This window comes from Ensifer sp. GW821-FHT05G01, from assembly GCF_059419585.1.
In genome coordinates this window covers 922179-941287 of sequence record NZ_JBWKSC010000001.1, presented here as the reverse complement: position 1 = coordinate 941287, position 19109 = coordinate 922179, and the positions used below count along the sequence as shown (strand labels likewise).

General features: G+C 63.6%; 19 protein-coding genes. 12 read left to right on the top strand and 7 right to left on the bottom strand.

Annotated elements, in window-relative coordinates:
- Positions 1 to 82: 82 nt before the first annotated feature.
- Together AC07UR_RS04500 and AC07UR_RS04495 are read right to left on the bottom strand one after the other, a co-directional pair.
- Entirely contained in the window at positions 83 to 1141 is a 1059-nt protein-coding gene (locus AC07UR_RS04500) for a DnaJ C-terminal domain-containing protein (RefSeq protein ID WP_209787231.1), read from the bottom strand.
- Positions 1142 to 1356: 215 nt separating this feature from the next.
- Positions 1357 to 1809: an RT0821/Lpp0805 family surface protein gene (locus AC07UR_RS04495; RefSeq protein WP_077498068.1), complete on the bottom strand. Its 453-nt coding sequence runs from the start codon at positions 1807 to 1809 to the stop codon at positions 1357 to 1359.
- 140 nt (positions 1810 to 1949) lie between these two features.
- Between AC07UR_RS04495 and pdxH the strand changes: the two genes are divergently transcribed.
- Positions 1950 to 2570 (top strand): pyridoxamine 5'-phosphate oxidase, encoded by a 621-nt coding sequence (gene pdxH / locus AC07UR_RS04490; protein ID WP_209787233.1) that lies wholly within the window; start codon positions 1950 to 1952, stop codon positions 2568 to 2570.
- Between the two features lie 17 nt (positions 2571 to 2587).
- On the opposite strand, the gene AC07UR_RS04485 is transcribed toward pdxH, so the two are convergent.
- Positions 2588 to 3637, bottom strand: a complete 1050-nt coding sequence (locus AC07UR_RS04485; RefSeq protein WP_209787236.1) for a polysaccharide deacetylase family protein — start codon at positions 3635 to 3637, stop codon at positions 2588 to 2590.
- A gap of 326 nt (positions 3638 to 3963) precedes the next feature.
- Here AC07UR_RS04485 and AC07UR_RS04480 point away from each other — a divergent pair, with 326 nt between their 5' ends.
- Positions 3964 to 5229: a serine hydrolase gene (locus AC07UR_RS04480; protein ID WP_209788470.1), complete on the top strand. Its 1266-nt coding sequence runs from the start codon at positions 3964 to 3966 to the stop codon at positions 5227 to 5229.
- A gap of 23 nt (positions 5230 to 5252) precedes the next feature.
- On the opposite strand, the gene AC07UR_RS04475 is transcribed toward AC07UR_RS04480, so the two are convergent.
- From AC07UR_RS04475 to AC07UR_RS04465, 3 genes are all read right to left on the bottom strand, one after another.
- Positions 5253 to 5762 (bottom strand): GNAT family N-acetyltransferase, encoded by a 510-nt coding sequence (locus tag AC07UR_RS04475; protein ID WP_173419214.1) that lies wholly within the window; start codon positions 5760 to 5762, stop codon positions 5253 to 5255.
- A 148-nt stretch (positions 5763 to 5910) separates the two neighbouring features.
- Complete coding sequence (tldD, locus tag AC07UR_RS04470) at positions 5911 to 7326, bottom strand: metalloprotease TldD (protein WP_173419213.1); 1416 nt, start codon at positions 7324 to 7326, stop codon at positions 5911 to 5913.
- A gap of 78 nt (positions 7327 to 7404) precedes the next feature.
- Positions 7405 to 8604, bottom strand: a complete 1200-nt coding sequence (locus tag AC07UR_RS04465; RefSeq protein ID WP_173419212.1) for a winged helix-turn-helix domain-containing protein — start codon at positions 8602 to 8604, stop codon at positions 7405 to 7407.
- Between the two features lie 115 nt (positions 8605 to 8719).
- Between AC07UR_RS04465 and AC07UR_RS04460 the strand changes: the two genes are divergently transcribed.
- The 5 genes from AC07UR_RS04460 to AC07UR_RS04440 are packed head-to-tail and all read left to right on the top strand — an operon-like array spanning position 8720 to position 13270.
- Entirely contained in the window at positions 8720 to 9400 is a 681-nt protein-coding gene (locus AC07UR_RS04460) for an energy-coupling factor ABC transporter ATP-binding protein (RefSeq protein WP_209787238.1), read from the top strand.
- A complete protein-coding gene (locus AC07UR_RS04455; RefSeq protein WP_209787239.1) occupies positions 9394 to 9999 on the top strand; it encodes an energy-coupling factor transporter transmembrane component T family protein in 606 nt (201 codons plus the stop codon). Before AC07UR_RS04460 ends, AC07UR_RS04455 begins: the two co-directional genes overlap by 7 nt.
- 36 nt (positions 10000 to 10035) lie before the next feature.
- Positions 10036 to 10599, top strand: a complete 564-nt coding sequence (locus AC07UR_RS04450; RefSeq protein ID WP_173419209.1) for a biotin transporter BioY — start codon at positions 10036 to 10038, stop codon at positions 10597 to 10599.
- A gap of 3 nt (positions 10600 to 10602) precedes the next feature.
- The gene (locus AC07UR_RS04445) at positions 10603 to 12099 is read left to right on the top strand and encodes a class I adenylate-forming enzyme family protein (RefSeq protein WP_209787240.1); all 1497 of its coding nucleotides are present in this window, start codon (positions 10603 to 10605) and stop codon (positions 12097 to 12099) included.
- Positions 12083 to 13270, top strand: a complete 1188-nt coding sequence (locus AC07UR_RS04440) for a thiolase family protein (protein ID WP_209788474.1) — start codon at positions 12083 to 12085, stop codon at positions 13268 to 13270. The genes AC07UR_RS04445 and AC07UR_RS04440 overlap by 17 nt, the downstream gene beginning before the upstream one ends.
- Positions 13271 to 13275: 5 nt before the next feature.
- Here AC07UR_RS04440 and AC07UR_RS04435 read toward each other — a convergent pair whose 3' ends face one another.
- Positions 13276 to 13677: an acyl-CoA thioesterase gene (locus AC07UR_RS04435; protein WP_209787241.1), complete on the bottom strand. Its 402-nt coding sequence runs from the start codon at positions 13675 to 13677 to the stop codon at positions 13276 to 13278.
- Positions 13678 to 13693: 16 nt separating this feature from the next.
- On the opposite strand from AC07UR_RS04435, the gene AC07UR_RS04430 reads away from it, so the two are divergent.
- The 5 genes from AC07UR_RS04430 (at position 13694) to dxs (ending at position 19105) form a co-directional block, all read left to right on the top strand.
- Positions 13694 to 14668, top strand: a complete 975-nt coding sequence (locus AC07UR_RS04430) for a zinc-dependent alcohol dehydrogenase family protein (RefSeq protein ID WP_209787242.1) — start codon at positions 13694 to 13696, stop codon at positions 14666 to 14668.
- A gap of 63 nt (positions 14669 to 14731) precedes the next feature.
- Positions 14732 to 15661, top strand: coding sequence for a histone deacetylase family protein (locus tag AC07UR_RS04425; RefSeq protein WP_173419204.1), 930 nt, complete (start codon positions 14732 to 14734; stop codon positions 15659 to 15661).
- 2 nt (positions 15662 to 15663) lie between these two features.
- Positions 15664 to 15915, top strand: coding sequence for an exodeoxyribonuclease VII small subunit (locus AC07UR_RS04420; RefSeq protein WP_025426149.1), 252 nt, complete (start codon positions 15664 to 15666; stop codon positions 15913 to 15915).
- A 115-nt stretch (positions 15916 to 16030) separates the two neighbouring features.
- Positions 16031 to 16954, top strand: coding sequence for a pirin family protein (locus AC07UR_RS04415; RefSeq protein WP_209787243.1), 924 nt, complete (start codon positions 16031 to 16033; stop codon positions 16952 to 16954).
- A 213-nt stretch (positions 16955 to 17167) separates the two neighbouring features.
- Positions 17168 to 19105, top strand: a complete 1938-nt coding sequence (gene dxs / locus AC07UR_RS04410) for a 1-deoxy-D-xylulose-5-phosphate synthase (protein ID WP_209787244.1) — start codon at positions 17168 to 17170, stop codon at positions 19103 to 19105.
- Positions 19106 to 19109 lie beyond the last annotated feature (4 nt).

Genomic DNA, 19109 nt, shown 5'->3' with positions numbered 1-19109 from the left:
ATAGCCGCTCCGGTGGTTCAAGCGCGGCCGAGATCAGGAACTGTTAGTCCCCGTAATATTGGGTCAATGTGTCAGCAAACCGTCACAAATAGAGGCCATCGCGCAGCGATTTCATCAGGTCTGTAACCTTGTCATCAGGCGTATCACGCAAGACGAGCCGCAGTTCGACCAGCAGATTCCCCCGCGCGCCATAGGCACCTGGCAGCCCGAAACCTTCGACGAGGATGACCTTGTCCGACCCGGACCAGGCAGGAACGACGAGGGTCACCTCGCCGATCGGGGTGGAAATGACATGCTCGCAGCCAAGCACCGCGCTCTGAAGGTCGACAGGCAATGTCGTCAGCAGGTCCAGTCCATTGGTTCTGAATGCACCGCTCTGGTCGACGCGCAAGGTCACGACGACATCGCCGCGTGTCATGCCGGTGACGCGATACCCCTGCTCTGCCAACCGGACCGTCTGCCCGTCAACGGCGCCCGGCGGTATCTGAACCTTGATGGTTTCGCCATCGGGCAGCTCAAGCGACAGGCGTTGACGATCGATCAGATCCTGGATGGTGACCGTCAGATCGACAGCAAGATCGGGGACCTTGTCGGCGGTCTTGGCCGCCCGGCCGCGAATGCGCCGGACAATAGCGGCCACAAGCTCGGCGGCGGGTGCGGCGGCGCGCTGCATCAGCGGCGGCTCCGTCTTGGCAACCGCCTCCTGCTTCGGCTCGCTGACCGGCTCTGGCTTCGGTTCGGGGGGCGCGGCGGGTCTCTCCGGGGCCCGTGCCGCTGCCGGCTTGGCGGCAGGCCTTGTGGTTCTTGCCCGCGTGTCCGCACCAAAAATCTGCGAGACCGCCTCCTCGGCGGTTTCGGCGTCGACCGGCTGCTCTTCCGGTTCGGGGCCGCGCATCTTTGCCTTCATCGCCTCCATGCGACGCAGTTCGGCTTCGCGACGGGCATAGTCGTAGCGGCTTCTCAGCTTCGGGTCGCGAAGCAGCTCATAGGCCTTGCCGGCCTCGGCAAAGCGCTCGGCAGCGGTCGGATCGTCCTGATTGTGATCGGGATGGATAGCCTTGGCGACCGAACGCCACGCCGCCTTGATTTCATCCTGACCGGCAGTGCGCCGGACGCCGAGGACTGCATAGGGATCACGCATGGTTTGCTACCATCTTCTCTGATCGGCGGCTTCTCCCGGATGCCCGCCTTATGCCTCAAACCGGGGATCACGCGCAGTGGTGGCATGTCCCGTTCGACGCCGAGGATGGGCAGAACTTGCTAAAGATCGGTTAGCCGCGGCGACGATGAAGCAGGCCAGGACCGCGATCGAGACGTTCCGTCAGCGGTTTGCCGAAATGTGGTTAACACAGGATTTCAGGCACGCGGGCCAAAGCTGGTGAGGTACCACTCGCCATCGCCAAGCTTGCAGGTGCTGCCGTCGAACTTGGCGATGCCTTCATAGGAATGGCGGGTCGTGGTGAAGCGGCGGCACAGCATGCCGCTGGCATTGTCTTCCTGAATGCTGCTGATGACGCCGGCGCTGCCCGACGACGAATTCGCCCAGGGAATGGGGTTGAGCGACCCCTGCCCGAGTTCGGCTGAGGTGACGGCATTGCGCACCAGGACCGCATCGGAAAGACCATCGGAGGTTTTGGCAACGGGAACGGTACCGGTTGAGACGGTGCGATCGACACTGCTGCCGAACAGGTCGAGACCGGCTCCCATGCAACCAGACAGGATGAGCACCGGCAGGCAAATTGCCGCGCCGCGCATCACCGCGAAGGAATACCCCTTCTTGCCATCGATCCACTTTGCTATGTCTTGCACGGCAATCCTGTCAGACTCGCAAGAGCCGCACGTTTCCCGAGGAAGTCAACAAGCAGGCTCTGACATTTTCGATGCGGAAACACCGCTCGGGCTCATCCCGAAGCGTTTCCGCGCCAGACATCACGGCGTTAGAAGGCAATATGGCGGTGAATGAGTTAACAAGCGGTGACTTCACACAAGCAAATGAGCCCTTTTCCCTTTTCGGCACATGGCTGAAGGACGCGGAAGGCAGCGAGATCAACGACCCCAACGCCGTCGCGCTGGCAACTGTCGACCCCGACGGACTGCCGAATGTGCGCATGGTTCTGCTCAAGGATTTCGATGAGCGTGGCTTCGTCTTCTATACCAATTTCGAGAGCCAGAAGGGCCGCGAGGTTCTGAGCGCGCGCAAGGCCGCCATGTGTTTTCACTGGAAGTCGCTCCGGCGCCAGGTGCGGGTGCGCGGGCCTGTCGAGATCGTCTCGGATGCCGAGGCGGACGAATATTTCAAGTCGCGGCCGCGCGGCAGCCGCATCGGCGCCTGGGCGTCGAAGCAGTCCCGCCCGCTCGAAAGCCGGTTCGCGCTGGAAAAGGCAGTTGCCGAATACACGGCCCGCCATGCGCTCGGCGAAATTCCCCGTCCGGAATACTGGTCCGGCTTTCGCATCCGCCCGACCTCCATCGAGTTCTGGCACGACCGGCCGTTCCGCCTGCACGACCGCCTGGAGTTTCGTCGCGAGACACCGGAAGGCGGCTGGGAGAAAGTGCGAATGTACCCCTGACGGACGCGTTCCGGCGGCTAACTGCGGGCAAGCCGGAACGGAATGCCTGAGGCAAGGGCCGAAACGTAGCGGGCGCGCTGGAAATGACCGTTGAGCGAAATGCGCGGCAAGGCCTGTGGCGGCGCTGCCGCCGCTAGCGTGCCCGGCATGGTGGTGACGGCGACCGTAAATCCCAGATCGGCGACAAGACGGTGATCGCGTGGCGAGACAGCCGGGCGGTCCCCATAGGGATAGGCGAAGCTGCGCGGTCTTTTGCCCGTGATCGCTTCGACGCGGGCGGCGGATGCCTCGATCTCCCGGGCTGCCTGTTCGTCGCCGAGCCGCGCGACCGCACGATGGCTGATCGTGTGCGCTCCGAGGCTGGCGAGTGGACTTCCGATAAGGCGGCGTAGGCCGGCTTCGTCAAGCGTCAGCGCTTCTGTGATGGCCAACGCATCGATCCCGTGCTCCAGCGCCGCTGCATTTAACGCGGCAACCGCGGCACTTTCATCGCGACGATGGATGTAGTCGGCCATTCTGCCAAATATCGCCTGCTTTTCCGCGGCACTTTCAGTGTCCAGCGTTTCCATTCCGCCGCCGAAATCGAACCGGAAACGGCTAGTTGCCGATAGCAGATCGGCGAGCGTTTCCCACCACAGCGTATGGGTGCAATCGACGAAGCCGCCGGCAACAAAAACGGTGAACGGCACCTCATGCCGCGCAAAAACCGGCAGGGCGTGATCAAGATTGTTGCGGTAACCGTCGTCGAGGGTGAAGCAGGCGAAGGGCCCGCGGTCCCTGTCGGCAAGCGCCTTTGGCAAATCGTCCAGCGCGATGAAGCGATAGCCGTCCCGCTTCAACTGCACGATGGCTGTATCCAGAAACTCCGGGGTGATTTCCAGATGGGCGTTCGGATCGAAGTCCCTGACGGCCCTCGGGCGGACGTGATGCAGGGTGAAGATGGCGCCGCGTCCGCGCGCATCCGGCATCAGGCCGGCTCGGCCTAGACCGCTTGCCAGTTCAAGCCCGCCGGAAATCGCGGCGCGTCGCACTTTCGTCTTTATCCCTGCCGTGATGCCGCCCGCCATATCAGTCCGTCCAAATCAGCCTTCGACAATCACTGAAGAACGCCTTGGACCTCGATCGATTTATCGAGGAGATCGTGTGGAGGCTTCAAGCGCTGGTGTGTGCTTCACGCGTCCTGCCAGACGCACCACCATGGAGGTTAACGGCGCGAGCGTTAAACCTTGCTGAAGGACGGTGGCGTTCATTTCTGGTTTACCACCCCGACGAAAGTCGCAGGAAAAAATCGCATTCTGCCTCAAAGTTGCAGCAAAGACACGGCCTTGTCGCAAAACGACACAGCTGCGCGCCTGCCCGACGGCGCTTTTCGATGGGGACCGACATGAAAACTATCCGCCGCCTGCTGCTGGCGATGTGCGCTCTCGCCTTGGGGTCTGCAACGGCTTTTGCCGGCAGCGCTTCCCTGGTGCTCGATGCGCGCACGGGCAAGGTTCTGTCGGCGGAAAATGCCGATACGCTGAACCATCCGGCGTCTCTTACCAAGATGATGACGCTCTACCTCACCTTCGAAGCGCTCCGGCGCGGCGATATCAGCTGGGACAGCAAGATCAAAGTGTCGAAGGCCGCCGCCGCCAAGCCGCCGATGAAGCTCGGCCTGAAGCCGGGCAGCACGATCACGGTGCGCGAGGCGGTCTACGGCATGATCGTTCGCTCGGCCAATGACGCAGCCGCCGCGATGAGCGAAAGGCTCGGCGGCTCGGAGCAGAATTTTGCGAAGAGGATGACGGCGAAGGCGCGCCAGCTGGGCATGAGCCGCACCGTCTTCATCAACGCCTCCGGCCTGCCAGCAAGCCAGCAGGTGACGACGGCACGTGACATGTCGACGCTCGCCGTGGCGCTGATGCGCGATTATCCCCGGGAATACCGGCTGTTCGCCACCCCAAGCTTCACGTTTCGTGGCCGCAAGATCCGCGGTCACAACAATCTGATGTACCGCTATGACGGCATGGACGGCATCAAGACCGGCTACACCAATGCCTCCGGCTTCAACCTCGTCAGCGCCGTCAGGGATGGCAACCGGCGGATCATCGGCGTTGTCATGGGCGGACGCACCGCCCGCAGCCGCGACGATAAGATGGCGGCATTGCTGAACCGCCATCTCGGTAAGGCATCCACTGGCCGCCAGTTGGTGGCCCCCGCCAAGACGCGCAACGCCGCCCCCGCGGAGGTCGAGGTCGCGTCAGCCGCAACGATGTCGGACGTGCCCATGCCCTACACGGCACCGCATCGCGCCAAGGGCGATAGCGTTGCGGCACTGATCGCTCAATCGTCGACTTCAGTCGTTCCGGCAGAACGGCCGACAGCAATGTTCGAAGCCGAAAATACCGCCGCCACTCCTGCTGCCGGAGGCTGGCAGATCCAGATCTCGGCAGCCCCTTCTGCTGACGCGGCCCGTGCCCTCTTGGCACAGGCGCAGGCGGCCGGCGGCGACATGCTGGCGCATGCGTCTCCCTATACGGAAGCGGTCGGCAAGGGTGCAGGCACCGTTTACCGCGCCCGCTTCGTCGGCTTCACGAGCCGCGATGCGGCAGCATCCGCCTGCAACGCATTAAAGAAGCGCTCCTACGACTGCGTGCTGCTGCCATCGAGAGGCTGATCAGTGCTTGTCCCTCGAAACGCTCAGGCGGAAACGCGGCGAACGTAGAATTTTGAATCGATCGCCATGAGGGGAAAGGCTGCAGGCAAATCGTACCGGCCGATCTCGACGAAGCCATTCTTCTCATAGAAGCGATGGGCAGCCACGAATTTGTCGGTGGTCCCGAGATAGACCGCACGGATCCCGGCTGCGCTCGCATGGGCAAACAGCGCCTCGAGCAGGCGCAAGGCGGCGCCATGTTCGCGCCCGCGATAGTCGGCAGCAACAAACATCTTGCGAAGCGCCGCATTACCATTGCCGATATCCTTCAGGCCCAATGTGCCGACGATATCGTCGCCGGCGGTCGCCACCCAGAAGCCGCCCTTGCCCGACTGATAGAAGTCCGGGATTTCCCGCAGATCCGGCTGGTCATCTGCCGTAATCGCGATACCGAATTCGACACTCTGGATCGGCACTATGACGTTTATGACGGCCTGCTCGTCCACTGCAGCAAACGGCCTCACACTCAACCCCATTGCCGGCCATTCACTCATGCAACTCACCCACGTCCTCTGCGCCAACCATCCGTGTTTCACCCACCCCGAGATCGACATCGATCTCGGGATAAGACTGTGCAGCAAGTCCAAAGTGGCAAGGCGTCGACGTTCGGTGGAGACTTCGTCTGGACTTGACGAAGAGGCCTTAGGCCTGCGTGCCGCCGACGGTGATCTGGTCCATGCGCAGATGCGGCTGGCCGACGCCGACCGGCACCCATTGCCCGGCCTTGCCGCAGTTGCCGATACCAGTGTCGAGCTTGGTGTCGTTGCCGACCATGGTCACGCGCTTCATCGCGTCGGGGCCATTGCCGATCAGCATCGCGCCCTTTACGGGTGCCCCGATCTTGCCGTTCTCGATCATGTAGGCCTCCGTGCAGCCGAAGACGAACTTGCCGGAGGTGATGTCCACCTGGCCGCCGCCGAAGGAAACGGCATAGATGCCCCTCTTCACGGAGGCGATGATCTCGTCGGGCGTCCTGTCGCCTGACAGCATGTAGGTGTTGGTCATGCGCGGCATCGGCACATGGGCATAGCCCTGGCGCCGGCCGTTGCCGGTCGGCTGCATGCCCATGAGGCGGGCGTTCTGGCGGTCCTGCATGTAACCAACGAGCTTGCCGTCCTCGATCAGCACATTGTAGCCCGATGGCGTTCCTTCGTCGTCGATCGAGATCGAGCCGCGACGCGCCTCGATCGTGCCATCGTCGACGACGGTGACGCCCCTGGCTGCCACCTGCTCGCCGAGCAGGCCGGCAAAGGCGGAGGTCTTCTTGCGGTTGAAGTCACCCTCAAGGCCGTGGCCGACGGCTTCGTGCAGCATGACGCCCGGCCAGCCAGAGGCCAGCACCACGTCCATCGTGCCGGCAGGCGCATCGATCGCGTCGAGATTGACGAGCGCCTGGCGCAGCGCCTCGTCCGCACCCTTCTTCCAGTTTTCCGCAGTGATGAAATCGCCGAAACCGCGCCGCCCGCCGATACCATAGGAGCCGCTTTCCTGACGATCGCCATCACCGGCAACCACCGAGATGTTGATACGCGTCATCGGCCGGATGTCCTGAACGCGGTGGCCGTCGGCGCGCAGGATGTCGACGAGCTGCCAGCTCGCGGCGATCGAGGCTGTTACCTGTCGGACCTTGGGGTCCTTTGAGCGCAGATAGGCATCGATTTCCTGCAGCAGTGCGACCTTCGCTTCAAAGCTCGGTTCACCGATCGGGTTTTCATCGCCATAGAGCTTCTTGTTGGTGCGCTGCGGAGCCGCCGCATAGGAGCCGGCATAACCGCGCGTTACCTGGCCGACCGCATCGGCGGCGCGGCCAAGCGCTGCCAGCGACAGCTCGCCGGCATGGGCATAACCGACCGATTCGCCGGCCACCGCCCGCAGGCCAAAGCCCTGGTCGGTGTTGAAGCTGCCGCCCTTCAGCCGGCCGTTGTCGAAGGAGAGCACTTCGGCCTGAGCATGTTCGAGAAACAGCTCGCCATCGTCGGCGCCGGCAAGCGTCTCCGACAGAACCTTGCGTATCGCTGCCTCATCGGCATCGAAGAGGCTCATCAGATCGGTGTTCATGGTCGTGCGCTCCCGCGTCATAAAATTCGATGGCCTTCATTTAGGAAGGCCAGCGGTTCAAGCCAAGGAAAATATCGATCAGGAGAGCGACGCGTTCCAGCCGTCGAGGCGTTCGATGCGCTCGACGCCGGTGAAGCGGGCAACGCGTTCCAGTTCCGCATCGATACGCTCCATGCGGCCGGAAGACGCCTTGACGCCGCGCTCAAGCCAGAGCCGCCGCACGTCAAGGCTACCGCGCTTGCGGTCGGCCTTCATGTCGATGCGGCCGATCAGCCGGTCGCCCTCGATCAGCGGGAAGACATAGTAGCCATATTCCCGCTTCGGCTCGGGCACGAAGATCTCGATGCGATAGAAGAAGCCGAACAGCCGCTCGGTGCGATTGCGGTCGCGCAGCAAGGGATCGAAGGGGCTCAGGACACGAACACGGCCGGGCGGCTCGGGAATGTCGCCAAGCGTGTCGGGAAAGCCGGAAAGCGCATAGGACGATCGCGGCTTGCCACCGTCAAGCGGTTCGATCGCCACGTCGATCAGTTCGTCGCGATGTTCCGCGACCCAGCTCTTCGCCTCATCCGGCGAAACCAGATCCCAGAAGGCGGCGATCTCACCATGGGTGGCAAAGCCCAGGCGTTCGAGCGCGCTGCGGCAGGCCCAGTCGATGAACTCGTGATGCTCCACCTCGGCATCGTGATGGTGGGGCGGGATCACCCGCTCGGTCAGGTCGTAGACCTTCTGGAAATTCTCGCGTCGCGCAATCGCCAGCTTGCCGGTGCGCCACAGGATTTCGAGCGCGGTCTTCGAGGGGTGCCAATTCCACCAGCCGCCCGACGTGTGTTCGGCCTCCTTGAGCTCGCGGGCAAGCACCGGGCCGCCCTGGGCGATGCGCTCATAGGTGTCGTCACAACTTTTCTCAAAACCCTCGCCGCGCCACTTGCTCCAGCGCTCGACGATCGTTTCGCCTTCCCATTTGAAGCGGTGCTTCCAGTAGCGGTAGAAGCTGCTGGGGATGATCGATGCATCATGGGTCCAGTGCTCGAACAATTCGCCGTCGTCTTCGAGCAGCGATGTCAGGTGCTCGCGGCGGTAGGTCTGGTTGCGCGAAAACAGGATCTGATGATGGGCGCGCTCCACGGTCGCGATGCTGTCGACCTGCACGAAGCCGATGTCATGGATCAGCTTCAAGAGCCCGTCCTTGCCGAGCGCGCGGTGCGGCGCGCCGGAAAGACCCTGCTTTGCGAGGAAGATGCGCCGGGCATCGCTATTGGAGAGCCGAATCGTCATGAGAGAAAGAATAGGCTTTTATTCCCATATTTCAAATGGGAAGCTTGACCCGAAGCGCATTGCCCTTCTGCGCCGTCTTGGCCTATAGAGCAGACCGCAAACCGCGAGGGACGGGATGGACATCCGCTTTACCGATTGCTCGGTCCGCTTCGGCGAACGGGTGGCGTTGCAGCCGCTGACGCTGGAAATCACCGAAAGGCGTGTCGGCATTATCGGCCTCAACGGCTCCGGCAAGACCACCTTCGCGCGGCTGATCAACGGCTTGGTGAAGCCTTCCGCCGGCCAGGTCACCGTCAATGGCCTCGATACGGTCAAGGACGAGCGCGCGGTGCTCTCCGAAGCCGGCTTCATCTTCCAGAACCCGCAGCACCAGCTGATCATGCCCGTCGTTGCCGACGATATAGGTTTCGGGCTGAAGAACCGCGGCCTCAAGAGTGAGGAAATCGATCGGCGAACGCAGGCCGTCCTGTCGCGCTTCGGCGTCGAACACCTGGCGCGCCGCCGCGTCCACGAACTCTCAGGCGGCGAGACCCAGTTGATCGCCATGGCGAGCGTTGTCGTTACCGACCCCAAGATCCTGATCCTCGACGAACCGACCAACCAGCTCGACCTGCGCAACCGCCGGCGGGTTGCCGACACGATCGCGACACTGGACGAAGATACGCTGGTCATCACCCACGACCTGCCGCTGGTCGAAAATGTCGAGCGCCTGCTGCTTTTCCACGAGGGCCGGCTGGCGGCCGACGGCAGCCCACACGAAACGATCCGCCGCTACCACGAGATCGCCGGATGCTGACGAGCCTGCACATCGAGGGCAACAGCTGGCTGCATCGCCTTCCGGTGCGCGCTAAGCTTTTGACTTTGGTGGCGCTGAGCATTCTGCTTTTCCTCAGCGGCTCGCTGCCTGTGCAACTGACTGCGTTCGTGATCTCGGGTGGGCTCTATCTCTCGGTTGGCCTTTCCTGGCGCGAAGCGCTGAAGCGCGTCGGCTTCGTCTTCTTCACCATCTTCTTTCTCGCGGCCGTGAACCTCTTTCTTCTGCCCTTGAGCGAAGTCTCCGTGCTGACCCTGCGGCTGATGGCGCTCGTGCTGTTTGCCGCGGCCGTCACCGCAACAACGACGATCGGCGCCTTCATGGACGAGATCACGGTGCTGCTGACACCGCTCGAACGACTGGGCTGGGTTCGTGCCGCCGATGTCAGCCTGGCGCTCGGGCTCGTCCTGCGTTTCGTGCCCGATATTTTCGCGCGCTACCAGGCCATCCGCGAAGCACACCGGGCGCGTGGGCTGCCGGTGCGGCCGTTGACGATCATCGGTCCACTGATCATCCTGACACTCAAAGATGCGGATACGATCGCTGCGGCGATTGACGCCCGCGGTTTTCGTCGCCAATAAATTCGCGCACCCTAATAAACAAGGAACAGGAACAGCATGAACACCAGAGACCTCGTCCTTATCGCCCTCTTTGCCGCGATCGTCGTCGTGCTCGGCCTCATTCCGCCGATCACGCTCGGCTTCATTCCCGTGCCGATCACCGCGCAGTCCATGGGCGTGATGCTCGCCGGCTGCATCCTCGGCGCCAAGCGCGGCGCGCTGGCTTTCCTGCTCTTCCTGCTGCTCGTCGCGATCGGCCTGCCGGTCCTCTCAGGCGGTCGCGGCGGTCTTGCCGTTTTTGCCGGCCCGTCCGGCGGCTTCATCCTCGGCTGGGTCGTTGCCACGTTCGTCACCGGCCTGATCGCGCAGCGCTTCGTCCGTGAGGGCCAGCCGGAAGTCCGCCAGTTCGTCGGCTTTTTCCTCGCCTCGATTATCGGCGGTATCGTCGTGCTCTATGCCATCGGCATGCCCTGGGTATCGGCCGTCACTGGCACGCCGTTCATCACGGTTGCGACCGGTTCGCTCGCCTTCCTGCCCGGCGACATCTTGAAGGCCGCCATCGCGACGCTTGCGGCACGGGCAGTTTTTGCCGGCTATCCGCTGCTGCACGTTCGCGCCTGAGCAATGCCTTTTGCCGCCGCGCTTGCGCGCCACACGGACCAAAATCCGCATGCCCCGGCCTTCCATATGGAAGGCCGGGTTTTCACATTCCGGGAGCTTGCGCTTTGCGCCGGCCAGCTCGTTTCAGCGTTCGGGAAACTGACGGTAGACGCACGGAGTGAAAACGCACTGCCCGGCACCACGAGGCTGATCGCCCTCGAGATCGGCAACCATCCCCTTTTCACGGCAGCCTTCCTCGCCGCAACATCAGGCGGCTATTGCGTTGCATTGATCGATCCGCATCTGCCGGAGGCGACGCGCGCCGCGATGCGGGAGCAATTGCGCCCCGACATCGTCGTTCGCGCCGACGGCGACGGGCTGCTGCTGGACGCACCCCTTGCCGGCAACGACAAGGCCTTCATCGCCGGTTCCGGCGACAACACGTCGCCGCTTGTCATCGGCGCCGACGAAGAACCGTTTCTCGTCGTCTTCACCTCCGGCACAACAGGCATGCCGAAAGCGATCGTGCGCGATCGCGGTTCCTGGCGGCGCAGCCTGAAGACGGGGCAGGATTTTTTCGGCATCGGCAGCGATACCCGCACCTTCGCGCCCGGCCCGCTGGCCCATGGGCTGACGCTTTATGCCCTCGCCGAAACCCTTGTCGCCGGCGCCGAATTCATCGGCATGGCGCATTTCGATGCGACGCGCGCCTCCGAAATCATCACGTCGCTGGAAGTCAGACGGCTCGTGCTGGTGCCGACGATGCTCCGGCGGCTCTGTGCATCGTCCTCAGTTTTGACCTCCGTCCAGAAGATCACCGTTGCCGGCGCCAAGCTGACACCGGCAGACCGCGCCGCCGCGGCGGCAACTTTTCCGCTGGCCGACATCGTCGAGTATTATGGCGCCTCCGAGCTCGGGTTCATCAGCGTTGCCGGCCCCGGCGATACCGCATCGGCAACCGCCGTCGGACGTGCCTTTCCCGGTGTCGGCCTCATCGTACTCGACGAGAGTGAGAGGCCGTTGCCAGCAGGCGAGACCGGCACGATCTTCGTCGACAGCGACCTGATTGCGAGCGGCTATATCGGCGCCGGCGACGGCGCGGGCCTCCGGCGCGTCGGCAAACTCGCAACCGTTGGCGATCTCGGCTTCCTGAATGCCGACGGCACGCTGCATCTCGTCGGTCGCTCCGGCGGCATGGTGCTTTCCGGCGGCAACAACATCTATCCGCAGGAAGTCGAGGCGACGCTTGCCGGGCATGTCGATGTGCATGCGGCCTTCGTTCTCGGCCTCGACCATCCCGACCTCGGCAGCGAGCTGGTCGCGGTCATCGAGCCCAACGCTGGTGCAATCGACCGGGCAGCCCTCGCCCGTCATCTCGATATCCATCTGCCGCGCTATAAACATCCGCGGCGAATCTGGCTTTGCCGTGCCTTGCCCATGACACAATCTGGTAAGGTGGCGGCCGGCACCCTCAAGCAATGGATTGTGGATGGACATGACGCCCTTGAGCCCTTCGTCTGACCCAGAGCGCATCCCGGTGATCGTGGCGGCCCTGCGCACGCCTGTTGGACGCGTGCGCGGCGTGCTCGCAGAGGTCGAGCCGGCACGCCTCGCCGCGCCCCTGATCAACCGCATCCTGAGCGACGTCGGCCTGGCTACCGATGTGGTTGACGACGTTATCCTCGGCAATGCCGCCAATTGCGCCGGCAATCTCGGGCGGCTTGCAGCACTCGAAGCCGGGCTTCCGGTATCGACGTCGGGCCTGACCATCGACAGGCAATGCGGCGCCGGTCTGGAAGCCATCATGCTCGCCGCACGCCTCATTCAGGCGGGCGCCGGACGCTTCTATCTCGCCGGCGGCACCGAAAGCGCCAGCCGCGCCCATATTCGCCTGAGGCCGCCAACAGCGCCGGGCGAAGAACCTCAACCGATCAAACGCTCGCGCATGGCTCCGGACGAGATCGGCGACCCCGATATGGGCGTTGCGGCGGAAAACGTCGCCACCGCCTGCGGCATTTCCCGCGAACGACAGGATGCTTTCGCGCTCGAAAGCCAGCGACGTGCTGTCGCCGCACAGGTCGCAGGCCGGTTTTCGAGCGAAATCGTACCGATCGAAACGACAGCCGGGGCCGTCGACACGGACGAATGCCCGCGCGCCAACGCGTCGCTCGAAACCCTGCAGCGGCTGAAACCCGTCTTCGTCAAGGACGGCACGGTGACGGCGGGCAATGCCTGCCCGATCAACGACGGTGCGGCGATGGTTCTTGTGACCAGCCTTGCCGAAGCGCAGCGCCGCGGCCTTCCCTTTGCGCTCGAATTCGTCGACGCGGCAACCGCCGGCGTGCATCCTGACCTGCTCGGGCTCGGTCCGGTGCCGGCGATGGACAAGCTGAAAGCGCGAAATCCCGGGCTCGATGCCGACGCGGTCGACTTCATCGAATTCAACGAAGCCTTCGCTTCGCAGGTGCTCGGCAGCCTCGACCAGCTGGGCATTTCACCGGATAAGGTCAACATCGACGGCGGCGCTATTGCGCTTGGCCACCCTTACGGCGCGTCCGGAGCGATCCTCGTGGTCCGGCTTTTCACGCAGATGCGGGCGGTCCTACAGGAAACGCGGGCACTGGCGATGATGGGCATCGGCGGCGGCATGGGCACCGTTGCGCTGTTCCGCAGCCTGCGGCCTATCGGTTAGCATTGTCAGAGAATGTAGCTGCCGAGCCATTCGCGGGTTGCGGCCGGCACCGGCAGCGGCGTGTGCCGCTCGCGATCGACGGCGACCCAGACGACCTCGAGCTCGGCCGCAAGCTGGCCGGCCGCCTCGACCCGCACGGCAAAGCTCACCGAGCTGCCGCCGATCTTGGCGACGGTGATGATGAAGCGCGCCGGCTCGTCATAACGCAGTCCCCGATGGAAGACGCAGGCCGAGCGGCGAACGAGATAGGCCGGCTCGTGAACGACCGAAGGCCGATGCCGCCAGAGATGAGAAAGGGCCGCTTCGGCGTGGGCATAGTAGGCGGCATTGTGCATGTGGCCATGCATGTCTATATCGCGAAACGGAATGCGGATTTCCGTGACGTTGTCCCTCTCCCTGCCGTCCATGCGAGGCCCTCTTAAAATGCGCTCCACCCTCGTTAGCCAGTTCGGCGATCCGCGACAAGTGATTGCACTCGTCGATGCCGAGCGTGTCGCGCCGGGGCCTGGCGAGGTCGAGGTCCTGCTCTCCCTGGCGGCCATCAATCCCTCCGACCTTATTCCCGTGACAGGTGCCTACAGCGCCCGGACCACCTTGCCCTTCGTGCCCGGCTTCGAGGGCATCGGGAGAATTGCCCGCGTCGGCGCCGGCGTTACGACGTTGAAGCCCGGCGATCGTGTGATCCCGATCGGCGCAAGCGGCCTCTGGCAGGAATATCTGGTGCGACCCGCCGCATGGTGCTTTTCCGTGCCCGACGATATCGACGACCGCCAGGCGGCCACCAGCTACGTCAACCCGCTGACGGCAATTCGGCTGATCGAAGCGCTGAAGGCGCATTTCGGGTCGATCGCCGGCCGCTGGATCGGTGTGACCGCCGCAGGCTCGGCCATCGGCGGCATGCTGATGCAGCTCATCGCAGGCGAAGGTGCACGCCCGGTTGGGATCGTGCGCAGCCAGCGCAGCGCCGAACGACTGGCTTCCGGCGCACCCGGCGAAGTTGTCGTGGCCGATCAGGACATTATCCCTTCGCCTCTCGCTTTCGACGCCATCCTCGATGCGGTCGGCGGCCCTTTTGCCGGAGACCTTATAGGCCAGACGCTGCAGCCCGGCGCTGCATTCATCCAGTATGGCGCCCTCAGCGGCGTGCCCGTGCCGATCCAGGCGATCCAGGCGCGGCCGGACGTGCGCTTTTCCTTCCTGTGGCTCAGAACCTGGGTGCACGCGGCCGGGCGGCCAGCCATCGAGGAGGCTTTCGCTGAGAGCTTTGCCGGGCTTCGAACCGGCCTCTTCTCAACCCGGATTGCGCGAACCTATCCGCTCAGCCGCCTTGATGAAGCCTTGACGCATCAGGAGGACCCCAAACGCGACGGCAAGCTGCTCCTCGATACGCGCTGTTGAAAATCAGGACTTTCCCTTGAGCGTGCCATGGACCTTGGCCGGTTGCAGCACTAGTTTCGGCGCATGACCACGCTGCTCTATGAAAATCCGGTCTTCCTGGAACACGAGGTTCCGGAAGGTCATCCCGAACGGCCGGACCGGCTGAAGGCGCTGAACCTTGCACTCGAACACCCGAATTTCGCCGACCTCAAGCGCATAAAAGCAGCGAAGGCGAGCGAAGACCTGGTGCTTCTGGTGCATCCGGAGGAGCATCTGCGCACCGTCAAGCGCGCCATCCCCGACGAAGGCATCAACGATCTCGAAGCCGATACCTATGCCAGCCCCTTGAGCCTCGAGGCGGCACTGACCGGCATCGGCGGCGCCGTCGAAGCGGTGGATGCGGTTTTCACAGGCAAGGCCGACAACGCCTTCGTCGCCGCCCGTCCACCCGGCCACCACGCCGAGAAGAACAAGGCGATGGGCTTCTGTTTCTTCAACACGGTTGCGATTGCCGCCCGCCACGCGCAGGTGGCCCATGGCGCCGAGCGCGTCGCGATCGTCGATTGGGACGTGCACCACGGCAACGGCACGCAGGATATCTTCTGGGATGACCCCTCGGTGCTTTTCTGCTCCACCCACCAGATGCCGCTTTATCCCGGAACCGGTGCGAAGGACGAGACCGGCGTGAAGGGCAACATCGTCAACGCGCCGCTCTCGGCCAACACCGGCAGCGAGCATTTTCGCGAGGCTTTCCGGTCGCGCGTCTTGTCGGCGCTGACCAATTTCCGGCCGGACTTCATCCTGATCTCGGCCGGTTTCGACGCCCACCACCGTGATCCGCTCGCGCAGATCAACCTCGTCGCCGAGGATTTCGACTGGGCGACCGGTCGCCTGCACGAGATCGCCGACCGCAGCGCCGGCAACCGAATGGTCAGCCTGCTCGAGGGCGGCTATGACCTGCAGGGGCTCGCCGAGTCGGCCGGCATGCATATTTTGAGATTGATGAGAGGGTAACCATGACCACCACCACGCAACCGGACGTTTCGGCCCTCTCCTTCGAGCAAGCCGTCGAAGAACTGGAGCGCATAGTCTCGGCGCTGGAGCGCGGCGACGTCGCGCTCGACAAGTCGATCGAGATCTATGAGCGCGGCGAAGCGCTGAAGAAACACTGCGAGGCGTTGTTGAAGGCGGCAGAGGACCGGATCGAGAAGATCAGGCTCGACCGCGCCGGCAAGCCGCAGGGCGTGGAACCGCTCGACGCGGAGTAATCGGCCCGGGATTGGTCAACGTCCGGAAACGCTGCGTCTTTGCCTTGTGCCTACCGGCAATCCGCGTCAGGCGCTAGGCTCGCTCAAGACGATACGAACAACGGGAGCGTGCACCATGTCCTTCTTTCCTGGCCCCGACCCGCTCGCGGGCGACAAGCCCGCCTGCGACGCCATCGAACATCTGATCATTCCGCGCACCAGCGACATCGGCGGACTTCAGGTTCGCCGGGCCTTGCCGACCGCCAAGCGTCGGCTCGTCGGGCCGTTTATCTTTTTCGATCGCATGGGCCCGGCGCTCCTGCGCGCCGGCGAAGCCATCGACGTGCGGCCGCATCCCCATATCGGCCTTTCGACCGTCACCTATCTGTTCGACGGCGAGATCAAGCATCGCGACAGTCTCGGCACCGAAATGGTCATCCGCCCCGGCGACGTGAACCTGATGACGGCCGGCCGCGGCATCGTTCACTCAGAGCGCTCGCCGGAAAACCAGCGCGGGCATGAACGTTCGATTTCTGGCTTGCAGACCTGGCTGGCGCTGCCCGACCACAAGGAAGAGATCGACCCGATCTTCGACCACACGGAACGGCACATGCTGCCGCAGCTCAAAGACGGCGGCATCGATGCCCGGGTGGTCATCGGCAGCTTCGAGGGCCAGAAATCGCCGGTCTCGGTCTTTACCGACACGATCTATGTCGACTTGAACATCGCACCCGGCAAAAGCGCGCCATTTGCGGCGAACTGGGAAGAGCGCGCGCTCTATATCCTCTCAGGCGAAGCGATCATTGCCGGCGACCACTTTGCCGACAATCAGTTGCTGGTCTTCCGTCCGGGCGACAACATCACCGTCACCGCCGGTCCGCTCGGCTGTCACGTCATGCTGTTCGGTGGCGCCGCACTCGGCTCGGCCCGCCACATCTGGTGGAATTTCGTGTCGTCGTCGAAGGAGCGTATCGAAATGGCCAAGGAGGAGTGGCGCACCGGCCGCTTCGATATCGTGCCCGGCGACGAGGAGGAATTCGTGCCTTTGCCGACCGGTTGAGCGTAAGAGACAACAGCGGTGAGTTGCCGCTTCCAGTTGCCGCATGTTTCCTTAAATCGATTTCGATTCAGGGAATCATGCGGTAGTGTCTTGGATGACGACGCAGGAAAGCCTACTTTTGCATTCAGCAACAATTGCGTCTAAAGAGCCGCTTTAACTATACCACCAACTATTCGCGCACCCGATCCGTGCGGTGCGCATGAGGCATGCAGCGTGACACAACTGCCAACCACCCCGATGCCGGCAACGCCCTTGCTCGACAAGGTGACCTTTCCCGACGATCTGAAGAAGATCGACGACAAGGATCTGCCGCAGCTTGCCGGCGAAGTTCGTGCAGAGATGATCGACGCGGTCTCGCGCACCGGCGGCCACCTTGGTGCCGGCCTGGGTGTGGTCGAATTGACGATCGCCATCCACAAGATATTCAACACGCCGCATGACCGCTTGATCTTCGACGTCGGCCATCAGTGCTACCCGCACAAGATCCTGACCGGCCGTCGCGACCGCATCCGGACCCTGCGCCAGGAAGGCGGTCTCTCAGGCTTTACCCGTCGCGCCGAAAGCGAATACGACCCCTTCGGCGCGGCCCACTCTTCGACGTCGATTTCCGCCGGCCTCGGCATGGCCGTTGCTGCCGACCTCGACGGCAAGAACCGCAATGTCATCGCCATCATCGGCGACGGTGCGCTTTCGGCGGGCATGGCCTACGAGGCGCTGAACAATGCCGGCGCGCTCGACGCCCGCCTGATCGTCATCCTCAACGACAACGACATGTCGATCGCCCCGCCGACCGGCGCGATGAGTGCTTACCTGGCGCGCCTCGCCTCCGGCCGCACCTATATGGGCATTCGCGAAGTCGGCAAGAAGCTGACGGCCTATCTCGGCAAGACGGTCGACCGGGCGATCACCCGCGCCGTCGAACACGCCCGCGGCTACGTTACCGGCGGCACGCTGTTCGAGGAGATGGGTTTCTATCATATCGGCCCGATCGACGGTCACTCCTTCGAGCACCTGCTGCCCGTGCTGCGCAACGTGCGCGACAACGCCAAGGGCCCGGTGCTGATCCATGTGGTGACACAGAAGGGCAAGGGCTATCCTCCCGCCGAAGCTGCTGCCGACAAGTATCACGGCGTCAACAAATTCGACGTCATCACGGGTGCGCAGGCCAAGGCAAAGCCCAATGCCCCTGCCTACACGTCGGTCTTTGCCGAAGCTCTGACGCAAGAAGCCGGGTTCGACGACAAGATCGTCGCAGTCACGGCAGCCATGCCGTCCGGCACCGGGCTCGACAAGTTTGCGCTTGCCCACCCCAAGCGCTGCTTCGACGTCGGCATTGCCGAACAGCACGCCGTGACCTTTGCGGCCGGTCTTGCCTCCGAAGGCTACAAGCCGTTTGCAGCGCTTTACTCCACCTTCCTGCAGCGCGGCTACGACCAGGTGGTCCACGACGTGGCGATCCAGGGCCTGCCGGTGCGTTTCCCGATCGACCGCGCCGGCTTTGTCGGCGCCGACGGACCGACCCATGCCGGTTCCTTCGACACCACCTATCTCGCCACCCTGCCCGGCTTCGTCGTCATGGCGGCGGCAGACGAGGCCGAGCTCAAGCATATGGTGCGCACGGCTGCAGCCTATGATGCCGGCCCGATCTCGTTCCGCTATCCGCGTGGCGAAGGCGTCGGCGTCGAGATGCCCGAGCGCGGCCATATCCTCGAAATCGGCAAGGGCCGTGTGGTCAAGCAGGGCTCGAAGGTGGCGCTGCTTTCCTTCGGCACCCGTCTTGCCGACTGTTTGATGGCCGCCGAAGATCTCGATGCGGCGGGCCTCTCGACGACCGTTGCGGACGCACGCTTTGCCAAGCCGCTCGACCATGACCTCATCCGTCAGCTTGCGCGCCATCACGAAGTGCTTGTTACCATCGAGGAAGGCGCTGTCGGCGGCTTCGCCAGCCACGTGCTGCAGTTCCTCGCTGAAGACGGCCTGCTCGACGGCGGCCTGAAGGTTCGCCCGATGGTGATGCCCGATATCTGGATGGAACAGGCCAAGCCGGAAGCTATGTATGCCGCCGCCGGCCTCGACCGTGCCGGCATCGTTTCGACCGTCTTCAAGGCGCTCGGCCAGAAGCAGGATATCGGCCTTGGCGCGGCCGGCTAAAAGC

Excerpts from the sequence above, each read along its gene's own strand:
- AC07UR_RS04500 (WP_209787231.1), bottom strand. The coding sequence starts at position 1,141 with ATGCGTGATCCCTATGCAGTCCTCGGCGTCCGGCGCACTGCCGGTCAG.
- pdxH (WP_209787233.1), top strand. The coding sequence starts at position 1,950 with ATGGCGGTGAATGAGTTAACAAGCGGTGACTTCACACAAGCAAATGAG.
- AC07UR_RS04485 (WP_209787236.1), bottom strand. The coding sequence starts at position 3,637 with ATGGCGGGCGGCATCACGGCAGGGATAAAGACGAAAGTGCGACGCGCC.
- AC07UR_RS04475 (WP_173419214.1), bottom strand. The coding sequence starts at position 5,762 with ATGAGTGAATGGCCGGCAATGGGGTTGAGTGTGAGGCCGTTTGCTGCA.
- tldD (WP_173419213.1), bottom strand. The coding sequence starts at position 7,326 with ATGAACACCGATCTGATGAGCCTCTTCGATGCCGATGAGGCAGCGATA.
- AC07UR_RS04465 (WP_173419212.1), bottom strand. The coding sequence starts at position 8,604 with ATGACGATTCGGCTCTCCAATAGCGATGCCCGGCGCATCTTCCTCGCA.
- AC07UR_RS04460 (WP_209787238.1), top strand. The coding sequence starts at position 8,720 with ATGGACATCCGCTTTACCGATTGCTCGGTCCGCTTCGGCGAACGGGTG.
- AC07UR_RS04455 (WP_209787239.1), top strand. The coding sequence starts at position 9,394 with ATGCTGACGAGCCTGCACATCGAGGGCAACAGCTGGCTGCATCGCCTT.
- AC07UR_RS04450 (WP_173419209.1), top strand. The coding sequence starts at position 10,036 with ATGAACACCAGAGACCTCGTCCTTATCGCCCTCTTTGCCGCGATCGTC.
- AC07UR_RS04445 (WP_209787240.1), top strand. The coding sequence starts at position 10,603 with ATGCCTTTTGCCGCCGCGCTTGCGCGCCACACGGACCAAAATCCGCAT.
- AC07UR_RS04435 (WP_209787241.1), bottom strand. The coding sequence starts at position 13,677 with ATGGACGGCAGGGAGAGGGACAACGTCACGGAAATCCGCATTCCGTTT.
- AC07UR_RS04430 (WP_209787242.1), top strand. The coding sequence starts at position 13,694 with ATGCGCTCCACCCTCGTTAGCCAGTTCGGCGATCCGCGACAAGTGATT.
- AC07UR_RS04425 (WP_173419204.1), top strand. The coding sequence starts at position 14,732 with ATGACCACGCTGCTCTATGAAAATCCGGTCTTCCTGGAACACGAGGTT.
- AC07UR_RS04420 (WP_025426149.1), top strand. The coding sequence starts at position 15,664 with ATGACCACCACCACGCAACCGGACGTTTCGGCCCTCTCCTTCGAGCAA.
- AC07UR_RS04415 (WP_209787243.1), top strand. The coding sequence starts at position 16,031 with ATGTCCTTCTTTCCTGGCCCCGACCCGCTCGCGGGCGACAAGCCCGCC.